The organism is Thiomonas sp., from assembly GCF_054608695.1.
In genome coordinates this window covers 1-19654 of sequence record NZ_JBTRXV010000080.1, presented here as the reverse complement: position 1 = coordinate 19654, position 19654 = coordinate 1, and the positions used below count along the sequence as shown (strand labels likewise).

The following is a 19654-nucleotide window of genomic DNA, read 5'->3' as shown; positions in this document are numbered from 1 at the left end:
AACTCATCGCGCGCAACCCCTGGGGCGTCGGCTTGAACCATTTCGAGCGCAATATCGGTACCTATGCGCCGGCATACGCCCATTACGACGCGCACAACTACTACGTGCTGAGCACCACGGAAGACGGGCAACAAAAAGCAAATCCATGAAGTTGGGGCCAGTCGGCAATGCTGCCAGCCATCAAACCAAACGCAAGTTTTCGCGCGCCCAGCGGAACGAAGTGGGCGGGGGTGAACACTTCACCGCTGTTCCACGCACAAGGTCGTGCTCCCCGCCTGGGTGAGGTTGTTGACGGTGGCTTGGCGGCCTTTGAACCAGACTTGCAAGTCGCCGTTCTTGTAGCGGGCGCCGTCGGCGGCGACGGTTTGTTCGAGCTTGACGGTGCCGAGCGCGGTGGACAGGTTGACGCTGACATCGCCGAAGGTCGCGACGAAAGAGGTGCCGTCGTTGCAGACGTAGCGCACGGCGTTGGCCGGCAGCGGGCCTGACTGCGGGGTGAACACCGGGGCGACAGGAGCTTGGGCCGCACTGCTCTGGCTGGGTGGGTTGGAGGATGGAGACGCCGGCGGATAGACGGAGCCGGGCGCAGGCTGGCCGGGTGGTGCCGAAGCTGCTGGATAGGTGGCGGAATATGCGGATGACGCTGCCGGGGCCGAAGGCGCGGACTCGGGTGCCAGCGGTTGCACGGCGATGCCCGGCGTGGGTTGCAGCGGCTGGGCCTGCGCGGCGGGCGGCTGCACACTGGCCGTGGGCGGCGGGCTGTAGGTGTTGCGTGGCACTGGCGGGGTGTTGACGGGCGGTGACATGGGCACTTGCACCACCGGCGCCGGGCCGTTGAGCGACACCGCGGTTTCACAGCCGGCGAGCAGCAGCGTGGCCAGGCCGGCACCGAGCAGAGCCACAGTGCGGAGATGCCACGCCGCCGTCGTGTACGACGGGGTTTGCGGGCGGGTGGATTGCGGGTGCTGGCGGGGGCGCATCGGGTGTTCTCCTGCGGTGGACGCGCACGCGGCGCGAAGGCTCATCTTGATTACACCAGATCGGCCGGATATGGATGTGACGGGCGGTGAACGCCGCACGGTGCCGCGGCCGTACGCCGCAGTGCTATGGCCGCACACCGCGCGGCAGCAGCACCCACATGCGCCCGGGCGATTGCTGGCGTCCGGCGGCGTCGCCGGCGGCATCGCCCGTGCCGAAGAACAGGTCGACACGCAAGGGGCCGGTGATGGCGCTGCCCACGTCCTGCGCGAACACCAGGTGCGCGAAGGGCTGGCCGGCCACGGTGGTGGCGAGCCACAGCGGCGTGCCCAAGGTCAGCAGGCGCTTGTCCACCGCGACGCTGCGCAGCGCGGTGAGCGGCACGCCCAAGGCGCCGGTGGGGCCGCGTGCGGTTGGATCCGCAGCGCTTGCAGCCGGGTCGCGCAGCGCCAAACTTGTTGACATGGGATTTGCGGATGCTTGGGGGCCGAGCAGCGTGGCGTTGAAGAACACCACGCGCGGGTTGGCGTCGAGCATTTGCGGCACGCGCGTCGGGTGCATTTGCGCCCAGGCGCGGATGATCTGCATGGTGACGGTGCCGCGCAGCTCGCCCTGGTCCAACAGCCAGCGGCCCACCGATTTGTAGGGCCAGCCGTTGTCGCCGCCGTAGCTCAGGCGCAGCATGCGCCCGTCTGGCAGCTCAACCAGGCCCGAGCCCTGCACTTGCAGGAACAGTGCGTCCACCGGGCTTTCCAGCCACGCCACCACCTTGCGGCCGAGCACGGCCTGGGCCTGCGGATCGGCGCTGATCTGCGCGCGGCTCCAGTACGGCAGCATCTCCTTGCGCCCGCCCGCCCACACCACCCGGCCACGGGTCACGCCATCGGCCGCGTCAGGCCGGGGCACCAGGTCGGCCGGCAGGCCGTAGATGGGCACGACATAAGGCCAGCCCGGCGTGAGCGAGCCTTTGAGCACCGGCTCGTAATAGCCGGTGACCAGCCCGCTGTCCTGCCCGGCAGCACCACTGGCCTGCCAGGGCTGGAACCACTGCTCGAAAAAGCGGCGCTGGGCTGCCGTGTCGCTGGCTGGCACCTGGGCGGACGCGGCGCAAGCCGCCGCCAGTTGCGGCACCGGGGCGCGGCAATCGCGCTGCCAGGCGGCCCAGACATCGGCGAAGTCGTCCGCCTGCCAGCCCGGCAGGTCGGCGAAGCTGACGGCTTGCAGGCGCAAGCCGGTGCCGGTGAGCGGGGCGGCGGCGCTGGGAGACAGGGTCGCTGGCGGCGCGGGGATGACTGGAACTTGCGGCGCCGGGGAAACCGGTGCGACCGCCGGTGGCGAGGCGCAGCTCGCCAGCAGCAAGGCCGCGAGCGCAGGCCACGCCAAGCGCGCGAGCGCTCGGCCGAGACGGGTGAAGGCACGGGGCATGTCGGCGCGGCAGGAGTCGGCGGCAAACCCGCGCATCACACGGTCTCGGAACGGGTGGCGGGCGTCGCGCGTGGCGGCCAGACGAAGGACAGCGGATGGCGCCGCAACTGTCGGCGCAACGCGGCGTTCAGCAGGCGGCGGTCTTGCACACTGATGCTGCGCGAGCGCAGCGCCAAGCGGAAGGCGAGGTAGAAACTGGTGACCACATTGAGCACGCCGTTGGCCGCAACACCCGCCACCGACCACCAGAACCAGCCGTGGTGCAGCACGTCCAAACCCAGCGTGGCGATGGACGCGCCCATGAGCCCTGCGGACAGGGTGACGTGGCGCACCTGCATGTCGATGCCGAACCCGGCGAGCAGCGCCGGCACCAGGCCCAGCAGAAAGCCGAGCGAGACATTGCCCGCCATGACGCTGATATTGCGGCGCCACCATGCCGCCCAGCGCGTCGCGCGCTCCGGCCCGAGCACGGCGCGGATGCGCGGGTTCCAGTGAATGGCGCTGTCCAGCCGGTGCAGCACGAAGGCGTTTTCGGCCCAACCGGCAATGACGCTGGAGGCGAACAACAACACGCCGGTGAACACGGCGAACAGCGGCGTGGGCCCGAGCAGGGAGAGCGAGCGGATTTCATGCTCGGCATGCGCCGGGTCCAGCAACGGGTGCCCGCTGAACCAGGCCATGCCGAGGCCGATAACCATAGCTGTGGGGAACACCAGCGCGACGTTGCCGAGAATGCCCGCTGCCTGCGAGCGGATGAGGGCAGCGACCTCGCCGACGAAGCCTTCCACCGCAACGCGATCGGACAGGTCGGCGAGCTTGTCGGCCATGGCGGGCGCGGTCATGGCCGGCTGCTTGGTGGCGATGGTCCAGTGCAGCAAGGCGACGATGACGAAGCTTGCCGCGTAGTTCAGGCCAACCCAGAAGCCGGTGGGAATGAGCGGCAAGTGCAGGCCGAGGATGCCGAGCTTGCCCCAGGTGGTGAAGCCCATCACCAGGCCGCCGCCGGCCGCCGCCCACAACATGCCGGCGTATTCGCGGCCGTTGCGGGTGATGTAGTGTTCGCCGGTTTCGGCGTGGCGCTCGGCGATCTTGCGCGACAGCAGCGAGAAGTTGCGCGCCAACAGGGCGCGAATGCTGCGGCGTTCGCGGCAGATGCGGGCGAAGTCGGCCAGCATGCGGGCGTGCTCGCGTTCCACATCGGGCCCGAGCAGACAGGCCAGCAGGGTTTCCACCCGTGCGATGCGGCGGCCGAGTTGCCACGCGTCGAACACGATGGCGACCGACACGCCATGGTCTTCCAGGTGCTCGGGCACGGTGCGCACGGCCTGGGCGCAGGCGTCCAGCAAGGTGCGGAAATAGGTCAGCGCCTGCAGCAAGGCGCCCTTGTCGTGGGGCGTCTCCTCGCCTTCGGGCGCGGCGAATGGGCTGGTTTGAACGGCAGCGCTGGCCCCAGCTTCTGCTGCGGCCAGCAACTGCGGCTGCAAGGCCTCCCAGGCGCTCGCCAGCTGGCGAAACGGGGTGACGATGTCTTGCACCGCGTCGCTTGCGGCGCGCATGCGGCGGCGCAGTTGCGGCGAGAAGCCCGCGGCGCGAATCTGGCTGACGCTGTAGGTGATGGCCTCGACGATTTCGCCGCGCCAGTGCTGGCCGGTGTCGGGCAGCGCGGGGGCATCGGGCGCGAGCGCCGGCGCGCGTGCGGATGGCGCTTCGCCGGCCTCGTCCAGGGTCGCGGCTTCGGCGATCTCGTCCACCGTCGCCAGGGCGGCGCGCTGCGCGTGCTGCCGGACGAACAGGGCGGTCAGTCGCTGCAGCAGCGCATCGGGCAGGGCTTGCAGCCAGACCGCATCGTCCGGCGCGCCGAACATCAGGCTGAACAGCGCTGCCAGATCGTTGGTGTCGGGTGTGGTCGGTAGCAGCTTGACGCGCAGGCGCTCGGCGAATTCGGACCAGAAAGCCGGGCGCGGGGTGAAGCCGAAATCAGCCAGCAAGGCGGTGGCGTCGTTGTGCAGCACGAAGCGCTGCAGCACCGCCGACACCTCGGCCCGCGTTGCCGGGTCGGCGTCCAGCATGTCGAGCAGGGCCTGCACCCGCCACACGGCGGCGGGCTGCGTGGCCAGTTGCTCGGCGGACAGCAGCGGCAGCAGCAGGTGGGGCTGCGGGCCGTCGCGCACCCAGTCGAGCAGGGCGATGAGCCAGAGGTGGCGCTCGGGCCGGCTGGCAGCAAGTTGCGACTGGGCCTGGCGCAGCAGAGCCCTGAGCTGGTCATGGGCGCTGTTACCGGGGCTGGCTGCCATGCCGTGTTGCGAATTCAGTGCAAGGTCACGCCGGGCGGCATGAGGATGAATTCGGGGATGGGCGCGTCGAACCGGGTGCCGTCTTCGGCGACGCAGAAATAGCTGCCGCGCATGCTGCCGGCGGCGGTGTTCAGCCGCGTCCAGCTGGTGTACTCGAAGGTCTCGCCCGGCTTGAGCAGGGGCTGGTGGCCGACCACGCCCAGGCCCTGCACTTCGTCCACATGGCCAGCGCCGTCCATGATGATCCAGTGGCGCGCGATGAGCTGGGCGGGAATGCTGCCGGTGTTGCGAATGTTCACGGTGTAGCTGTAGGACCAGACGCCTTGCTTCGGGTCGGATTGGTCGGCCAGAAATTCGGGCTTCACCGTCACTGAAAATTGATAAGGATCCATGGTGCTGCCGATTGTAGACAGCCGGGCTGCCGGCGAAATCGCGGGGCTTTTACAATCGGCCGCGATGAAAACCTACCGTATCGCCCCCAGTATTCTCTCGGCCGACTTCGCCCGCCTGGGCGAGGAAGTGCGCAACGTCATTGCCGCCGGCGCCGATTTCATCCACTTCGACGTGATGGACAACCATTATGTTCCCAACCTGACGATCGGCCCGCTGGTGGCCGAGGCCATCAAGCCGCACTGCAAGCGCGCCGACGGCACGCCAGTCACGCTCGACGTGCACCTCATGGTCGAGCCGGTGGATGCCTTGGCGCAGATGTTCGTCAAGGCCGGCGCCGACATCGTCTCCTTCCACCCGGAGGCGAGCAAGCACGTCGACCGCACCCTGCAGATGATCCGCGACGGCGGCGTCAAGGCGGGCCTGGTGTTCAACCCCGCCACGTCGCTGGACGTGCTCGACTACGTGATGGACAAGGTCGACCTCGTGCTGCTGATGAGCGTGAACCCCGGTTTCGGTGGCCAGAGCTTCATCGCCAGCTCGCTCGACAAAGCCCGCGTGGTGCGCGCCAGGCTCGACGCCTACAAGGCCAAGACCGGACGCGACGTGCTGCTCGAAATCGACGGCGGCATCAAGCCCGACAACATCGCCGCGGCCGCCGCCGCGGGGGTGGATACCTTCGTCGCCGGCAGCGCCATTTTCGGCAGGCCCGACTACAAGGCCGTGATCGACGCCATGCGCGCCAACCTGGCGGCCGTGGCGGCATGAGCAGCGCCGTGCACACGGCCGGGGTGTCGGTGCATGGTGTGGCCATCCGCGCCGCCATCGTCGACCTCGACGGCACCATGGTCGACACCCTGGGCGACTTTCATGCCACGCTCAACCGCATGCTGCCCGAGTTCGAGCTGCCCGAAGTCACGCGCGAGCAGGTGGAAGTGCGCATCGGCAAGGGCTCGGAATATCTGGTGGCGCAAAACCTGCGCATTTTCCTGAGCGACGCGCAGGCCGACGCCGTCTACCCCCAAGCCATCGAGCGCTACCAGCACCATTACGCCGAGGTCAACGGCAAGCACTCCAACGCCTTCCCCGGCATCGCCGAAGGCCTGCAGCGCCTGGCCGACGCCGGCTTGGTGCTGGCGTGCATCACCAACAAGCCGACCCACTACGCCCGCGAGCTGCTGCGCATCAAGGGGCTGCTGCACTTTTTCGTTGCCGTGAATGGCGGCGACGCCTTCCCGCGCAAAAAGCCCGACCCCATGCCGCTGATCGAAACCTGCAGGCAGATTGGCATCGCCCCCGTCCACACCCTGATGGTGGGCGATTCGCAGAACGACGCCCTGGCTGCCGGCGGCGCCGGCTGTCCCGTGGTGCTGGCCACCTACGGCTACAACCACGGCGAACCCATCCGCGCCACCCCCGCCGCGGCCTATTTCGACCGGCTCGACCAACTGCCGTTGCAGTTGCCGGCCTGATTGCGCGACCGCGCTCGCTTGTCAGAGCGCCAGGGCGTAGTCGATGCTCAGAGGGGCATGGTCGGAAAAGCGCTCGGCGGTGTAGATGGACTCGCTGCCGCGCTGCGCCAGCCGCGCCACGCCGGGTGTGGCGAGGTGATAGTCGATGCGCCACCCCACGTTCTTGGCCCGCGCCTGGCCGCGGTTGCTCCACCAGGTGTATTGCTCGGGCAGCGGGTTGAGGGCGCGGAACACGTCGACCCAGCCCAGATCGTCGAGCACATGGGTCATCCAGGCGCGCTCCTCGGGCAGAAAGCCGCTGTTCTTGAGGTTGCCCTTCCAGTTTTTCAGGTCGATTTCCTTGTGGGCGATGTTCACATCGCCGCACAGAATGACTTCTCCCTGGGCCTGCAGCGCCTTCATGTGCTCCTCGAATTCGGCAAGAAAGCGAAACTTCGCCAGTTGCCGGTCTTCGGAACTGGAGCCCGATGGGAAGTAGACCGAGACCAGCGCCAGGCGCATGCCGTCCGGCAGGCGGTAGCGCGCTTCCACATAGCGGCCCTCGGCGTCGAACTCGGGGCTGCCGAAGCCGATGCGCAGGTCATCGGGCGTGTGCCGGAAATACATCCCGGCGCCGCTATAGCCCGGCTTTTGTGCGTGGTGAAAGGCGCCCTGCAGCCCGCCGAGCGCACGCAGCTCGGGCGTCATGTCCGCCTCCAGCGCCTTGATCTCCTGCACGCACAGCCAGTCGGGACAGGCCTGGTGCCGCAGCCAGGCGTCAACCCCCTTGCTGCTGGCGGAGCGGATGCCGTTGAGGTTGAGGGACGTGACGCGCAAGGAGCTCGGGTTCATGCCGACGATTGTAGAAAGCATGCTGCCCTAGACTCTGGTGCTGGCGTTCCTGTGCACCATGGGTGTGCCGGTTGCGTTTGACCCGCATGGCGCGGCAGGCGCAGCACCCGGCAGGGTTCACAATGCGCAGGCCTGATTGATACACGAGGTGAGTCTTCGATGCGATTCCGCGGTGCCCTCTGGCTGCTCCTGTTCCCGGCCCTGTTGCCGACGCCGGCCTGGGCCGAGATCTTCGTCTGCCGCACCCCCAGCGGTGTGATGGTCACGACCGACCATCTCAGCACCGACTGTTTGCGCTATGGCGGCAAGGAGTTGAACCCCGACGGCAGCGTGCGCCGCCTCATCCTCACGCCGCAGCAGCAGGCCGAGCAGGACGCGCAAGCCCGCCAGCAACGCGAAGTGCAGGAGCAGCAACGCCGCAAGCAGCGCGAGCAGCGGGCCTTGCTGACGCGCTTTCCCGACCGTGCCGCCTTTGATCAGGCCCAGCGCAACGACCTGCAAACGCCGCAGTCGCTCATCGTCTCGGCGCGGCAGCGTCTGCAACGTCTGGCCGGCACCCTCAAGACCCTGAAGCAAGAAGCGTTGTTCTACCCGGATGGCAACTACCCGCAGGACCTGCGCAACAAGTTCGAGGAAAACAAATTGCTCGCCCAGCAGGAACAGGGTCTGATCGCCGGGCAGGAGCAAGAGATGGGGCGCATTCGGGCCCAATACGCCCAGTTGCTGCCGCAGCTCAAGCCACTGTGGTCGCGCCAGGCAGCGGATCGGGCCGAGAGTTCCAGCACACCTTGATGCACCAAGCCCAGGGCGGGCAGCCGCGCTGGACAGCGGCACGCCTGGGACGGCGCAGCGGCATCAGCTCTGCACCAGCCGCTTCGACTTGGCGATGGACAGCAGAATGCCGGTGCCCAGCATGAGCGTGACCAGCGCGGTGCCGCCGTAGCTGACGAAAGGCAGGGGCACGCCGACCACCGGCAGGATGCCCGACACCATGCCCATGTTGACGAAGGCGTAGGTGAAGAAAATCATGGTGATGGAGCCGGCGAGCAGGCGCGAGAACAGCGTGGGCGCGGCGGCGGCGATCATCAGCCCGCGGACGATGAAAAACAGATAGGCCAGCAGCAGCGCGATGTTCCCGGCCAGGCCCCATTCCTCGGCCAGCACGGCGAAGACGAAGTCGGTATGCGATTCGGGCACGAAGTTCAGGTGCGCCTGGGTGCCATGCAGATAGCCCTGGCCCCAGACCCCGCCCGAGCCGATGGCGATCATCGACTGCAGGATGTTGAACCCGGTGCCCAGCGGGTCGGCCTGCGGGTCGAGCAGCATGAGCACGCGCTGGCGCTGGTAGTCGTGCATGAAGTGCCACAGCACCGGCGCGGCGCCCGCCGCGGCAAGCGCCAGCAGCGCCAGCACGCGCCACGACAGCCCGGCGAAAAAGATGACGAAAAACCCGGTGGACAGCACCAGCATGGCGGTGCCGAGGTCGGGCTGCTTCATGATGAGCCCGACCGGGATGGCGAGCAGCAGGCCGGCGAAGGCATAGTCCCTCAGACGGATGAAACCCTCGCGTTTCTGGAAGTACCACGCCAGCATCAGCGGCATGGCGATTTTCATGATTTCGGACGGCTGGATCACCACGCCGACGTTGAGCCAGCGCCGCGCTCCCTTGCGCACCAGGCCGAACATGGCGGTGGCGATCAGCAGCGCGACGCCGAAGGTGTAGAGCGGCACCGCGATCTGCATCAACCGCTGTGGCGGAACCTGGGCGACGACGAACAGCACGACGAAGGCCACGGCCAGATTGCGCAGCTGGTCGACAAAGCTGATGTTCTGCCCCTGCAGCGCTGAAAACAGCACGACGCAGCCGATGGCCACCAGCGTGAGCAGCCCGGTGAGCAAAGGGCCGTCGAAACCCGTGATGTATGGCTGCAGCCGGCGCCACAAGGGCGGGCGGTTGAAGACGGCGTTCATCGGTGCACTCCTCGCTGCAGGGCCAGAGCCTGCCCGCGCTGCGGACAGCAGGGGCTTCGCTCGGCGCCCCCGAATGGGGCTGTGGTCAATCGGACTGTGCTCACAGGCGCGTTCCCTCGTCGGCATCGGGGTTGTCGTGCCGCGCGCCGAAGCGCGTGAACAGGGGGCCCGGCTGACAGCCTGGACGCGGGTAGCGTCCGCCGCACTGCGCGTCGAACGCGGTGCGCTGGGTGTGGGCGGCGGGTGATGCTGCTGGCGATGCTGTGGTTGACGCGGCCGGCGCAGGCCAGGGCTGGATCGCATCGCCCTGGGTTTGGGTCGAGGACGGCGATGCAGGAGCGTGGGCCGGGTTCTGGCCCGGGCGTCCAGGCGTGCCTGGCGATGGCTTCGCAACCCGCGCCGCTTCCGCCGCCGGGGGCGCCTGGGGCTTGGCGCCCGGCACCGCGGGCACGCCGTTCTTGCCGCCGGCGAACTGGAACTGCACCGGCTTCGGCTTGGCGCCGGAAATCTGCTCGATCTCGGCCTCCGTCGGGTACAGCCCCAGCAAGTGATAGTCCACCAGCTTGCGCGCGATGGGCGCTGCGGCTTCCGCCCCCCAGCCGGCGTGCTCGACGATCAGCGCCACGCACACCGTGGGGTTCTCCGCCGGGGCATAGACGATGTAGAGCGCGTGGTCCAGCAGATGCCGCGACAGATCGGCGGCGTTGTACTTCTGGTTCTGCGCCACGGTGAACACCTGCGCCGTACCGGTCTTGCCGGCGCTGGTGTAAGGGGCATCCTTGAACACGGCGTAACCCGTGCCGTCCTTTTCGGTGTTCACGCCCACCATGCCGTCGTGCACCACTTGCCACATCGCATCCGGCGGGTTGATGCGCTCGGCCACCTCCACCGGGGTGTGTGCGAAGCGCCGCGTTTTCATGTCCTCCACCAGCTTCACCACGCGCGGCTTCAGGCGCGTGCCATGGTTGGCCATGGTCGCCAGGGCATTCGCCATCTGAATCGGGGTGAAGCTGTTGTAGCCCTGGCCGATGCCCAGGCTGATGGTTTCCCCCGGGAACCAGCGCTGCTGCGCCGGCAATTTGTAGGCGTGGCGCTTCCAGGCCTTCGACGGCAGGAGGCCCCGGGCCTCATCGGGCAGGTCGATGCCGGTGTGCTGGCCGAAGCCGAACTTGCGGGTGTAGTCGTGCATGCCATCCACCCCCCAGTCGTTCGCCACCATGTAGAAGTAGACGTCGCACGACACCGACAGGGCTTTGTGCATGTCCACCCGACCATGGCCGCCGGGCTTGTCGTCGCGGAAGCGGTGGTCGCCCAGCATGAAATAGCCGGGGTCGTTCAGCACATAGTTCGGCGTGCGGATGCCCAGGGTGAGCGCCCCCATCGCCAGATAGGGTTTGTAGGTGGAGCCTGGTGGAAACGTGCCGCGCAGCACGCGGTTGAGCAGGGGCTTGCGCGGGTCGGTGTTGAGTGCGTTCCAACTCTCGGGGTCGATGCCCTCGACGAACAGGTTGGGGTCGTAGGTCGGCATGGACACGAAGCTCAGCACTTCGCCATTGCGCGGGTCCATCACCACGCAGGCGCCGGTGCGCTGGCCGTACAGGTCTTCAGCCAGTTTCTGCAGGCGGATGTCGAGCGACAGCACCAGCGTGCTCCCCGGCACCGCCGGAAAGCTGCGCAGCTTGCGCACCGGCTTGCCCACGGAGTTGACCTCGACTTCATCGAAACCGGTCACGCCATGCAGCTGCTCCTCGTACTGCAGTTCCACCCCGGTTTTGCCGATGTGGTCGGTGCCCTGGTAGTTGGCCGCGTCGTCGCCCTCGGCAATCCGGGCCTGCTCGGCGGGGCCGATGCGGCCGATATAGCCGATGGCGTGGCTGGCCAGCGCCCCCAGCGGGTAGCTGCGGAACAGCCGCGCACGCACATCCACGCCGGGGAAGCGAAAGCGCTGCGCGACGAAGCGCGCCACCTCGGCGTCGGTGAGCTTGTTGCGAATGGGTGTGGGCTCGAAGCTGCGGCTCATGCCCAGCAGGTTGCGAAAGCGTCTTTCCGCGAACGCGGAAATGGGCAGGATGGCGCGCAGCGCGGCAATCGTGGCGTCGAGTCCACGCGTCTTGCTGGGCGTGATTTCCAGGGTGTAGGCGGCGAAGTTGTTGGCCAGCAGAATGCCGTTGCGGTCGAGAATGAGCCCGCGCGTGGGCACCAGCGGCACGATGGCAATGCGGTTGTCCTGCGCCTGCAGCGAATACTGCCTGTGGCGGATGACCTGCAGCCACAGCCAGCGGCCGATGAGCAGGGCAAAGCTGAGCACCACCACCAGGGTGGCGATGAGCAGCCGGCGGCGAAAGCGCGACAACTCGCGCTCGACGTTCTTCAGCTCAGCCATGGCGCATGGCCCGTGGGGAAAAACGCAGGCGCGCAGCCGCAGCGTCCAGGACGGGCAAGTACATGTTCACCCGGATTGGTGCCGCAAGTCGCGCCGAAGTTCGTTTGCGTGGAAGCATGGAGATCAAGGAAACGCAGGGCCGCCAGCCGCCAGAGTCGGCTGGCCTTCGTGCCGTCCAAGCCTGCACTGGCGGGCTTGGAGCCGCGGCCCTCAGCCCCCCAGTTTCCTTGGCCCCTCGGGGGGAGTCCGCTTGCGGACTTCTGGGGGCACTCATAAAGGTCTGTTCTGGTCGGTGTCGGGTGCGCGCCGTTGTGGTGCCAGCAGCAGCCAGCTCACCACCGGCCACAAGGCGGCCTGCAAGACCGGAGCGAGGAAAAATGCCCAGCCTGGAAACGAGGCGCCGGCCATCATGCGCACGACGAACTGCAGCACCTGGGCCGCGACGAACAGCGGCAGCACCTGCAGCGCTTGCTGCGGCAGGGAAAACCACTGCAGGCGACGGTGCAGCGCCACGGCGAAAAACGCCAGCAAGGTGTAGGCCAAGGCGTGTTGACCCAGCAGCGCGCCTTGTTGCACATCCACCAGCAAGCCGAGGGCGAAACCCGCGCCGATGCCGACGCGGCGCGGCTGGTGCACGGCCCAGAACACCAGCACAAGCGCCAGAATGTCCGGCAGCCACGGCAGCCGGCCCAGCGGCAGGAAATCCACCAGCAAGGCGGCCAGCAAGGTACCCCAGATGAACCAGGGCCGCACCGCCAGCAGCAGCACTTCGCCACGGCCGGTGCTCTCGGTGCCTGGGGTGCCGGATGGGCGTCTGAGGAAAGGGCCGATGGACATGGACGCTGGCGCCAGTCTCATGGGCGCGCGGCGGCGCGGCGGGTCTTGGCGGCTTCGGCCGCGGGCGCCAGCGCCAGAGGTGCCAGCGGCTTGAGCACCAGCACATGACGGCCGCCGTTGACATGCGCCAGCGGCGCGCACAGCACGCGGGCGAAGGCGGCGTCGGGTCGGCGCTGCACTTCGATGACGCGCGCCACCGCCAGGCCTGCGGGGTAGATGCCGTCGAGCCCGCTGGTGACCAGGATGTCGCCCGCGCGCACGGTGGTGTCGGCGGCCTGCCAGCGCAGTTCCAGCCCGCCGCTGGTGGCGTCGGCGTCTCCCGCCAGCACGCCGCGCTCGCCGTCGCGCGCGACTTCCACCGGCACGGCGGAATCGCGGTCGGTCACCAGCGTGACCTGGGCGCCGAGCGGGTCGATCTGTGTGACCTGGCCGAGCAGCCCGGTCTCATCCATCACCGGCGAGCCCAGCTCGATGCCGGCCAGGCTGCCGCGGTCGATGAACAGCTTGCGCGAAAACGGGTCGCTGGCCTGGGCCACGATCTCCGCCGCCGTGGTTCGCATCGGCACGCTGCGCTGCAGCTTGAGCAGGGCGCGCAGGCTGGCGTTTTCGGCTTGCAACTGGCTGGCGAGTTCAGCCTTGAGCGCCAGTTGCACATTTGCCTTGCGCTGGGCTTGGGCATCGCGTTGCGCCGCCTGCAACGACTCGAAATGCCCCGCCACGGCGCCCAACGCCAGCACCGGGGCGCGCGCCACCTGCACCGCAGGCTCGATGGCGGTGGCGATGATCTGGCGCAAGGGCGTGACGAGGTGCCAGCGCGCATCCATCGCCATCAGCAGCAGCGACAGCGCGGCGTAGAACGCCAGGCGCGTGAGCGCGGAAGGCCCCTGCCGGAAAAACGGCGGTGGGGCTCGCTCCAGGGTTTGATAAGCCATTGCAGGACGGTTGCCGGTTCAGCGGGCAGCGAGGCAGCGGATCAGGCGGCGCAGGCGGATGCGAGCCGTGGGCGATGGGCGCGCGAGGCCCGGCGGCCGCTCCACGGCCGCCGGTTTCACTCCGAGGTGAAGATGGTGCCGAGCCGGTCCATGCGCTCCAGCGCCATGCCGCAACCACGCGCCACGCAGGTCAGCGGGTCTTCCGCCACCAGCACCGGCAGGCCGGTTTCCTCGGCCAGAAGGCGGTCGAGGTCGCGCAGCAGGGCGCCGCCGCCGGTGAGCATCATGCCGCGCTCGGCGATGTCGGCGCCGAGTTCGGGCGGGGTTTGTTCCAGCGCGTTCTTCACCGCCGAGACGATCTGGTTCAGCGGGTCGGTCAGGGCTTCGAGAATTTCGTTGCTGGAAATGGTGAAGCTGCGCGGCACGCCTTCGCTCAGATTGCGGCCCTTGACTTCCATTTCCCTCACTTCCGAGCCGGGGAAGGCCGAGCCGATTTCCTTCTTGATGGCCTCGGCCGTGGGCTCGCCGATGAGCATGCCGTAGTTGCGGCGGATGTAGTTGAGGATGGCCTCGTCGAACTTGTCGCCGCCCACCCGCACGCTGCCCTTGTAGACCATGCCGCCGAGCGAGATGACGCCGACTTCGGTGGTGCCGCCGCCGATGTCCACCACCATCGAGCCGCTGGCCTCGCTCACCGGCAGGCCCGCGCCGATGGCCGCGGCCATCGGCTCTTCGATCAGGTAGACCTCGCTGGCCCCGGCTCCCAGCGCCGATTCGCGGATGGCGCGGCGCTCCACCTGGGTGGAGCCGCAGGGCACGCAAATGATGATGCGCGGCGACGGCTTGAACAACGTGGTCTCGTGCACCATCTTGATGAACTGCTTGAGCATCTGCTCGGTCACGGTGAAGTCGGCAATCACGCCGTCCTTCATCGGCCGGATGGCCTCGATATTGCCCGGCACGCGCCCCAGCATGGCTTTGGCTTCGCGGCCCACGGCCTGGATGGTTTTCTTGCCATTGGGGCCGCCTTCGTGGCGGATGGCGACCACCGAGGGTTCGTCGAGCACGATGCCCTTGCTGCGCACATAGATGAGCGTGTTGGCCGTACCGAGATCGATGGCCAGATCGGTGGAGAAATACCGACGGAAAAGTCCGAACATGGCGGTTGTGGTGTTGGGTGTGTTTGAAAAAAGCAACAAAAAAGCCGGCGTGGCGCAGGATTTTTGCCGTGGACAATCATGCCATGTTAACGGATGCCGCCCCGTAGAATGTTCATTTTCCCGCTGCACCGAGCCAGCCGCAGCGCTTTGGGCTTCGATGTTCGCCACTGGTCACGCCAAACCCGCCGCACCCCTTCGCCATGCCCCTGCAACCCAGCGACATTGACCGCATCGCCACGCTCGCCCGCCTGCGCCTGAGCAGCGCGGAGCAAACGTCGATGCTGGCCCAGATCAACGACTTTTTCGCCATCGTCGAACGCATGCGCGCGGTGGACACCACGGGTGTCGAGCCGCTGGCGCATCCACTGTCGGCGGCGATGGAGTTGCCGTTGCGCCTGCGCGACGACCTGCCGGTGCAGCCCGACATTCTCGCCATCGCGCTGGCCAACGCCCCGGCTGCGCAGGACGGCATGTTCATCGTGCCACGGGTGCTGGAATGAGCCGCGCCGACACCGCCACCGACATCGCCAGCGCCAGCCTGCGCGAGCAGGCCGCCGCATTGGCCGCCACCAAAATTTCCAGCGTCGAACTGGTGCAGGAGCAGTTGCGCCGCATCGATACGCAGGCCCAGCTTGGCGCTTTCCTGCATGTCGCCGCCGAGCCCGCGTTGGCGCAGGCCCGCGCTGCCGATGCCGCTCGCGCAGGCGGCGACAACCGCGCCCTGCTCGGCCTGCCCATCGCCCACAAAGACGTATTCGTCACCCGCGGCATGCCGTCCACCGCCGGTAGCAAGATGCTGGCCGGCTACCTCAGCCCGTTCGACGCCACCGTGGTGCAACGTCTGGGGGCCTGTGGCATGGTGACCCTGGGCAAGACCAATATGGACGAGTTCGCGATGGGCTCATCCAACGAAAACTCGGCTTATGGCGCGGTACGCAACCCCTGGGACCATGCCGCCATTCCCGGCGGCTCCTCCGGTGGTTCGGCTGCTGCGGTGGCCGCGCGCCTGGTGGCTGCGGCCACCGGCACCGACACCGGCGGCTCCATCCGCCAGCCCGCGGCGATGTGCGGCGTCACCGGCATCAAACCCACATACGGCCTGTGCTCGCGTTACGGCATGATTGCCTTCGCCTCCAGCCTCGACCAGGCCGGCCCGATCGCGCAGACCGCCTGGGACTGCGCCGCGCTGTTGCAGCAGATGGCCGGCTTCGACTCGGCCGACGCCACCAGCGTGCAGCGCGAGATTCCCCGCTACGCTGAAGCGCTGGACGCGCCCTTGCCGGGCGCGGATGCGGCGCGGCCGCTGGCCGGCTTGCGCCTCGGCCTGCCGCGCGAGTGGTTCGCCGACGGCCTGGCGGGCGAAGTCGAGCAGGCCGTGCGCGCCGCGCTGGCCGAGCTCGAGCGGCTGGGCGCCACATTGCTGGACATCGGCCTGCCGCGCACCGAGCTGGCCATTCCGGCTTATTACATCGTCGCCCCGGCCGAGGCGTCGAGCAACCTCGCGCGCTTCGACGGCGTGCGCTACGGCCACCGCGCCGAGAACTATCGTGACCTCGCCGAGATGTACGCCGCCAGCCGCGCCGAGGGTTTCGGCCCGGAGGTCAAGCGCCGCATCCTGATGGGCGCTTATGTGTTGTCGCACGGCTATTACGACGCGTACTACCTGCAGGCGCAAAAAATCCGCCGCCTGATTGCCGACGACTTTCTCGCCGCGTTCCAGCAGTGCGATCTGATCGCCGGCCCCGTGTCGCCCACCGTGGCGTGGAACCTCGGCGAAAAAGCCGACCCGCTGGCCAATTACCTGGCCGACATCTACACCCTGCCCGCCAGTCTCGCCGGCCTGCCGGGCATGAGCATCCCGGTCGGTTTCGGTCAGGGCGCGCATGCCAGTCGCCCGGTCGGCCTGCAGCTCATCGGCCCGCACTTCGGCGAGCAGCGGCTGCTGCACGCCGCGCACCAGTTCCAGCGCGCCACCGACTGGCATGCCCGCGCCCCGCAACCCTGAGAGGGTGTGAACAAAGCCACCATGCCCGCTCATCCCGCCCAAACGGCCCCACTCGGCGTTGCCAATGCGCGCCGTGCCGTCAGGCACGGCTGTGCTTGGCGCCTTGATTGGAACCGTTTGGGCGCTCTGCTCGGCCACGCCGGATTCATTCACACCCTCTGAGCCCACACCATGTCCAGCAACCCCGCCAGCTCCTGGGAAATCGTCATCGGCCTGGAAACGCATGTGCAGTTGTCCACGGCGTCGAAAATGTTTTCCACCGCGCCCACCGCGTTCGGCGCCGCCCCCAACACCCAGGCCAGCGTGGTCGACCTGGCGCTGCCCGGCGCGCTGCCGGTGGCGAATCGCGCCGCGGTGGAACGCGCCATCCGCCTGGGTTTGGCCATCAACGCCACCATCGCGCCGATGTCGGTGTTCGCGCGCAAGAACTACTTCTACCCCGATCTGCCCAAGGGCTACCAGATCAGCCAGTTCGAGATTCCCGTGGTGCAGGGCGGGGTCGTGCCCTTCCTGTTCAATGGCGAGATGCGCAGCGTGCAACTCACCCGCGCGCATCTGGAGGAAGACGCCGGCAAGTCCATCCACGGCCTGGCCTTCGAAGGCGGCGTCGCCACCGGCATCGACCTCAACCGCGCCGGCACGCCGCTGCTCGAAGTGGTGACCGAGCCGGTGATGCGCAGCGCCGCCGAGGCCGCCGCTTACGCCCGCGCGCTGCATGCGCTGGTGATGTGGCTGGACATTTGCGATGGCAATCTGCAGGAGGGTTCATTCCGCTGCGACGCCAACGTCTCGGTGCGGCGCCCGGGTGGCGCGTTGGGCACACGCTGCGAGATCAAGAACCTCAACAGCTTCCGCTTTCTCGAACGCGCCATCACCTACGAGGCGCAGCGCCAGATCGAGCTGATCGAGGACGGCGGCACGGTGCGCCAGGAAACCCGCCTGTTCGATCCCGACCGCGGCGAGACCCGCACCATGCGCACCAAGGAAGATTCGCACGACTACCGCTACTTCCCCGACCCCGACCTGCCGCCGCTGGTCATTGCCCCCGCGTGGATCGAGCAAGTGCGCGCCAGTCTGCCCGAGCTGCCGGGGCAGATGGCCGAGCGCTTCATGCGCGACCACGTCCTGCCCGCGGAGGACGCCGCCTACCTCACCCAAAGCCGCGCCCATGCCGCGTACTTCGAGGCCTGCCTGCATGCGATGGGGGGCCGCAACGATGAATCGCATGCAGCCAAGCTGGCGGCCAACTGGATCATGGGCGAACTCGCGGCGCATCTGAACCGCGCCGAGCTCGAGCTGGACGCCTCGCCCGTGAGCGCGGCGCAACTCGGCCAGCTCATCACCCGCCTGCAGGACGGCACGCTCAGCAGCAAGACCGCGCGCGAGGTGTTCGCCGCGCTGTGGGACGCAGGGTTTCGTTGCGATGGCGCAGGCGAAGCCAAGGACGTGGACGCCATCATCGAAGCCCGCGGTCTGCGCCAGGTGAATGACACCGGCGCGATCGCCGCAGCGGTCGCCGCCGTGCTCGCAGCCAATCCGAAGAACGTCGAGGAATACCGCGCCGGCAAGGCCAAGGCGCTCAACGCCCTGGTCGGCCAGGTGATGAAGGCCAGCGGCGGCCGCGCCAACCCGCAGCAAGTGGGCGAAGCGCTGCGCGCGGCGCTGGATGCGCCGTCCCCGTCGTCCCCATCGGCCTGAAGCCGGGCTCCAGGCGCGGCACCCGTTGCTCCAACCACGTCGCCAGCAGCTCTACGACCAGGTCGCCGAGAAGTCCGGGTTCGTGGTGTATCGCAAGGCGCTTTAAACGGGCAGCGGCATCCGCTGCATGCCAGCGGCTCCTCTTGGGGCCGGACCCCGCAAGCCGGAGTTCGTACCTCAGGCCTGAGCGACCAAGGCCAGCAAGGCGCCGCCCAGCGCCACACTGGCACCCAGCACCATGGCGGCGCTGAACCCCACGCCCACGCTGCTGCTCGCCGCAAAAACACCGCCCAGCACACCCACTCCCAAGGTGGCGCCGACCATGCGCGCGGTGTTGACCATCGCCGAGGCGGTGCCGGCGCGCGCGGGTTCGACCGCGGCCACGGCGCTGGCCAGCACCGGGCCGGTGTTCAAGGCCATGCCCACGCCGGTGAGGAACAAGCCGGCTTCGGCCAGCCACAGGTGTTGCCCCGCCTGCGTCAACGCCAGCAAGGCGATGCCCGCGCCGATCAGCCCCATGCCGCCCACCATCAGGCGGCGCGTGCCGAAGCGCGTGCTCCACGCCCCGGAGTAGTGCGACAGCGCGACGTAGGTCAAGGACATCGGCAGCAAGGCCAAGCCCGCTTCGAACGCATCCATTGCGCCCGTGCGCTGCCAGCTCAACGGCAGCAGGAACAGCACGCCGTACATGCCAAAGGTCATCGCCGCCGCCACGCCGTTCACTGCTGCCAGCCGCGCGTTGCGCAACAGCGGCAGCGGGATCATCGCCCCCGGCCCCGCGCGGCGCTCGGCTTGCACGAACAGCAGCACGGCGAGCAAGGCCACACCTACAGCGGGCAGCATGAAGCGATGCACGATGGCGGCGACCGCCAGCGCGGCCAGCAGCAGGCCGCCGAACAACTGACCGGGCAGATCGACGCGCCGCCCTTGCGCATCGTGCGATTCGGGAATGGCGCGCGGTGCCCACCACAGCACCGCCAGACCCAACGGCACGATCAGCAAAAACACGCTGCGCCAGCCCCCGACCTGGATCAGCCAGCCGCCCAGGGTCGGGCCGATGGCCAGAGCGCGGCGCCATTGGTGCCGGCCCAGATGCCGATGGCGTGGGCGCGCTCGTGCGGATCGCTCCAGATGACGCGGATCAGCGCCAGGCTGGCGGGCAGCAGCATCGCCGTGCCGATGCCCGCCAACACGCGCCCGGCAATCAACGCGGTGATATTGGGCGCAAGCCCGGCGAGCAGCTAGCCGAGCACGAACACCGCCGCGCCCGCCTGCAGC

18 protein-coding genes are annotated in these 19654 nt (G+C 68.3%); 6 read left to right on the top strand and 12 right to left on the bottom strand.

Annotated elements, in window-relative coordinates; all coding sequences use genetic code 11:
• Positions 1-239: 239 nt before the first annotated feature.
• From ACYCUK_RS18990 to apaG, 4 genes are all read right to left on the bottom strand, one after another.
• Positions 240-980, bottom strand: coding sequence for an MliC family protein (locus ACYCUK_RS18990; RefSeq protein ID WP_461596227.1), 741 nt, complete (start codon positions 978-980; stop codon positions 240-242).
• A 124-nt stretch (positions 981-1104) separates the two neighbouring features.
• Positions 1105-2439 (bottom strand): murein transglycosylase A, encoded by a 1335-nt coding sequence (gene mltA / locus ACYCUK_RS18985; RefSeq protein WP_461596226.1) that lies wholly within the window; start codon positions 2437-2439, stop codon positions 1105-1107.
• Entirely contained in the window at positions 2439-4697 is a 2259-nt protein-coding gene (locus ACYCUK_RS18980) for a site-specific recombinase (protein ID WP_461596225.1), read from the bottom strand. Before ACYCUK_RS18980 ends, mltA begins: the two co-directional genes overlap by 1 nt.
• A gap of 14 nt (positions 4698-4711) precedes the next feature.
• On the bottom strand, positions 4712-5089 hold the full coding sequence (gene apaG / locus ACYCUK_RS18975) for a Co2+/Mg2+ efflux protein ApaG (RefSeq protein ID WP_461596224.1): 378 nt from the start codon (positions 5087-5089) through the stop codon (positions 4712-4714).
• 64 nt (positions 5090-5153) lie between these two features.
• Between apaG and rpe the strand changes: the two genes are divergently transcribed.
• Positions 5154-5855 (top strand): ribulose-phosphate 3-epimerase, encoded by a 702-nt coding sequence (gene rpe / locus ACYCUK_RS18970; RefSeq protein WP_461596223.1) that lies wholly within the window; start codon positions 5154-5156, stop codon positions 5853-5855.
• A complete protein-coding gene (gene gph / locus ACYCUK_RS18965) occupies positions 5852-6559 on the top strand; it encodes a phosphoglycolate phosphatase (RefSeq protein ID WP_461596222.1) in 708 nt (235 codons plus the stop codon). The genes rpe and gph overlap by 4 nt, the downstream gene beginning before the upstream one ends.
• 21 nt (positions 6560-6580) lie before the next feature.
• Here the strand turns inward: gph and ACYCUK_RS18960 are convergent, their stop codons facing one another.
• A complete protein-coding gene (locus ACYCUK_RS18960; RefSeq protein WP_461596221.1) occupies positions 6581-7390 on the bottom strand; it encodes an exodeoxyribonuclease III in 810 nt (269 codons plus the stop codon).
• Between the two features lie 159 nt (positions 7391-7549).
• Here ACYCUK_RS18960 and ACYCUK_RS18955 point away from each other — a divergent pair, with 159 nt between their 5' ends.
• On the top strand, positions 7550-8182 hold the full coding sequence (locus ACYCUK_RS18955) for a hypothetical protein (RefSeq protein WP_461596220.1): 633 nt from the start codon (positions 7550-7552) through the stop codon (positions 8180-8182).
• Between the two features lie 63 nt (positions 8183-8245).
• On the opposite strand, the gene rodA is transcribed toward ACYCUK_RS18955, so the two are convergent.
• The 5 genes from rodA to ACYCUK_RS18930 all read right to left on the bottom strand — a co-directional run bounded on the left by rodA (position 8246) and on the right by ACYCUK_RS18930 (position 14673).
• Entirely contained in the window at positions 8246-9361 is a 1116-nt protein-coding gene (gene rodA / locus ACYCUK_RS18950; RefSeq protein ID WP_461596219.1) for a rod shape-determining protein RodA, read from the bottom strand.
• 100 nt (positions 9362-9461) lie between these two features.
• Positions 9462-11744 carry a penicillin-binding protein 2 gene (gene mrdA, locus ACYCUK_RS18945; protein ID WP_461596218.1) on the bottom strand — a complete coding sequence of 761 codons (2283 nt, stop codon included), beginning with the start codon at positions 11742-11744 and terminating at the stop codon, positions 9462-9464.
• A gap of 270 nt (positions 11745-12014) precedes the next feature.
• The gene (mreD, locus tag ACYCUK_RS18940) at positions 12015-12581 is read right to left on the bottom strand and encodes a rod shape-determining protein MreD (RefSeq protein WP_461596217.1); all 567 of its coding nucleotides are present in this window, start codon (positions 12579-12581) and stop codon (positions 12015-12017) included.
• A gap of 17 nt (positions 12582-12598) precedes the next feature.
• Complete coding sequence (gene mreC / locus ACYCUK_RS18935; protein ID WP_461596216.1) at positions 12599-13513, bottom strand: rod shape-determining protein MreC; 915 nt, start codon at positions 13511-13513, stop codon at positions 12599-12601.
• Between the two features lie 116 nt (positions 13514-13629).
• Positions 13630-14673, bottom strand: a complete 1044-nt coding sequence (locus ACYCUK_RS18930; protein WP_461596215.1) for a rod shape-determining protein — start codon at positions 14671-14673, stop codon at positions 13630-13632.
• A 200-nt stretch (positions 14674-14873) separates the two neighbouring features.
• Here ACYCUK_RS18930 and gatC point away from each other — a divergent pair, with 200 nt between their 5' ends.
• The 3 genes from gatC to gatB all read left to right on the top strand — a co-directional run bounded on the left by gatC (position 14874) and on the right by gatB (position 18376).
• Positions 14874-15173 (top strand): Asp-tRNA(Asn)/Glu-tRNA(Gln) amidotransferase subunit GatC, encoded by a 300-nt coding sequence (gene gatC, locus ACYCUK_RS18925; RefSeq protein ID WP_461596214.1) that lies wholly within the window; start codon positions 14874-14876, stop codon positions 15171-15173.
• Positions 15170-16678: an Asp-tRNA(Asn)/Glu-tRNA(Gln) amidotransferase subunit GatA gene (gene gatA / locus ACYCUK_RS18920; protein ID WP_461596213.1), complete on the top strand. Its 1509-nt coding sequence runs from the start codon at positions 15170-15172 to the stop codon at positions 16676-16678. The genes gatC and gatA overlap by 4 nt, the downstream gene beginning before the upstream one ends.
• A 171-nt stretch (positions 16679-16849) precedes the next feature.
• Positions 16850-18376 carry an Asp-tRNA(Asn)/Glu-tRNA(Gln) amidotransferase subunit GatB gene (gatB, locus tag ACYCUK_RS18915; protein ID WP_461596212.1) on the top strand — a complete coding sequence of 509 codons (1527 nt, stop codon included), beginning with the start codon at positions 16850-16852 and terminating at the stop codon, positions 18374-18376.
• Positions 18377-18553: 177 nt separating this feature from the next.
• Here gatB and ACYCUK_RS18910 read toward each other — a convergent pair whose 3' ends face one another.
• A complete protein-coding gene (locus ACYCUK_RS18910; protein ID WP_461596228.1) occupies positions 18554-19369 on the bottom strand; it encodes an MFS transporter in 816 nt (271 codons plus the stop codon).
• A gap of 38 nt (positions 19370-19407) precedes the next feature.
• On the bottom strand, positions 19408-19584 hold the full coding sequence (locus tag ACYCUK_RS18905) for a hypothetical protein (RefSeq protein ID WP_461596211.1): 177 nt from the start codon (positions 19582-19584) through the stop codon (positions 19408-19410).
• Positions 19585-19654 lie beyond the last annotated feature (70 nt).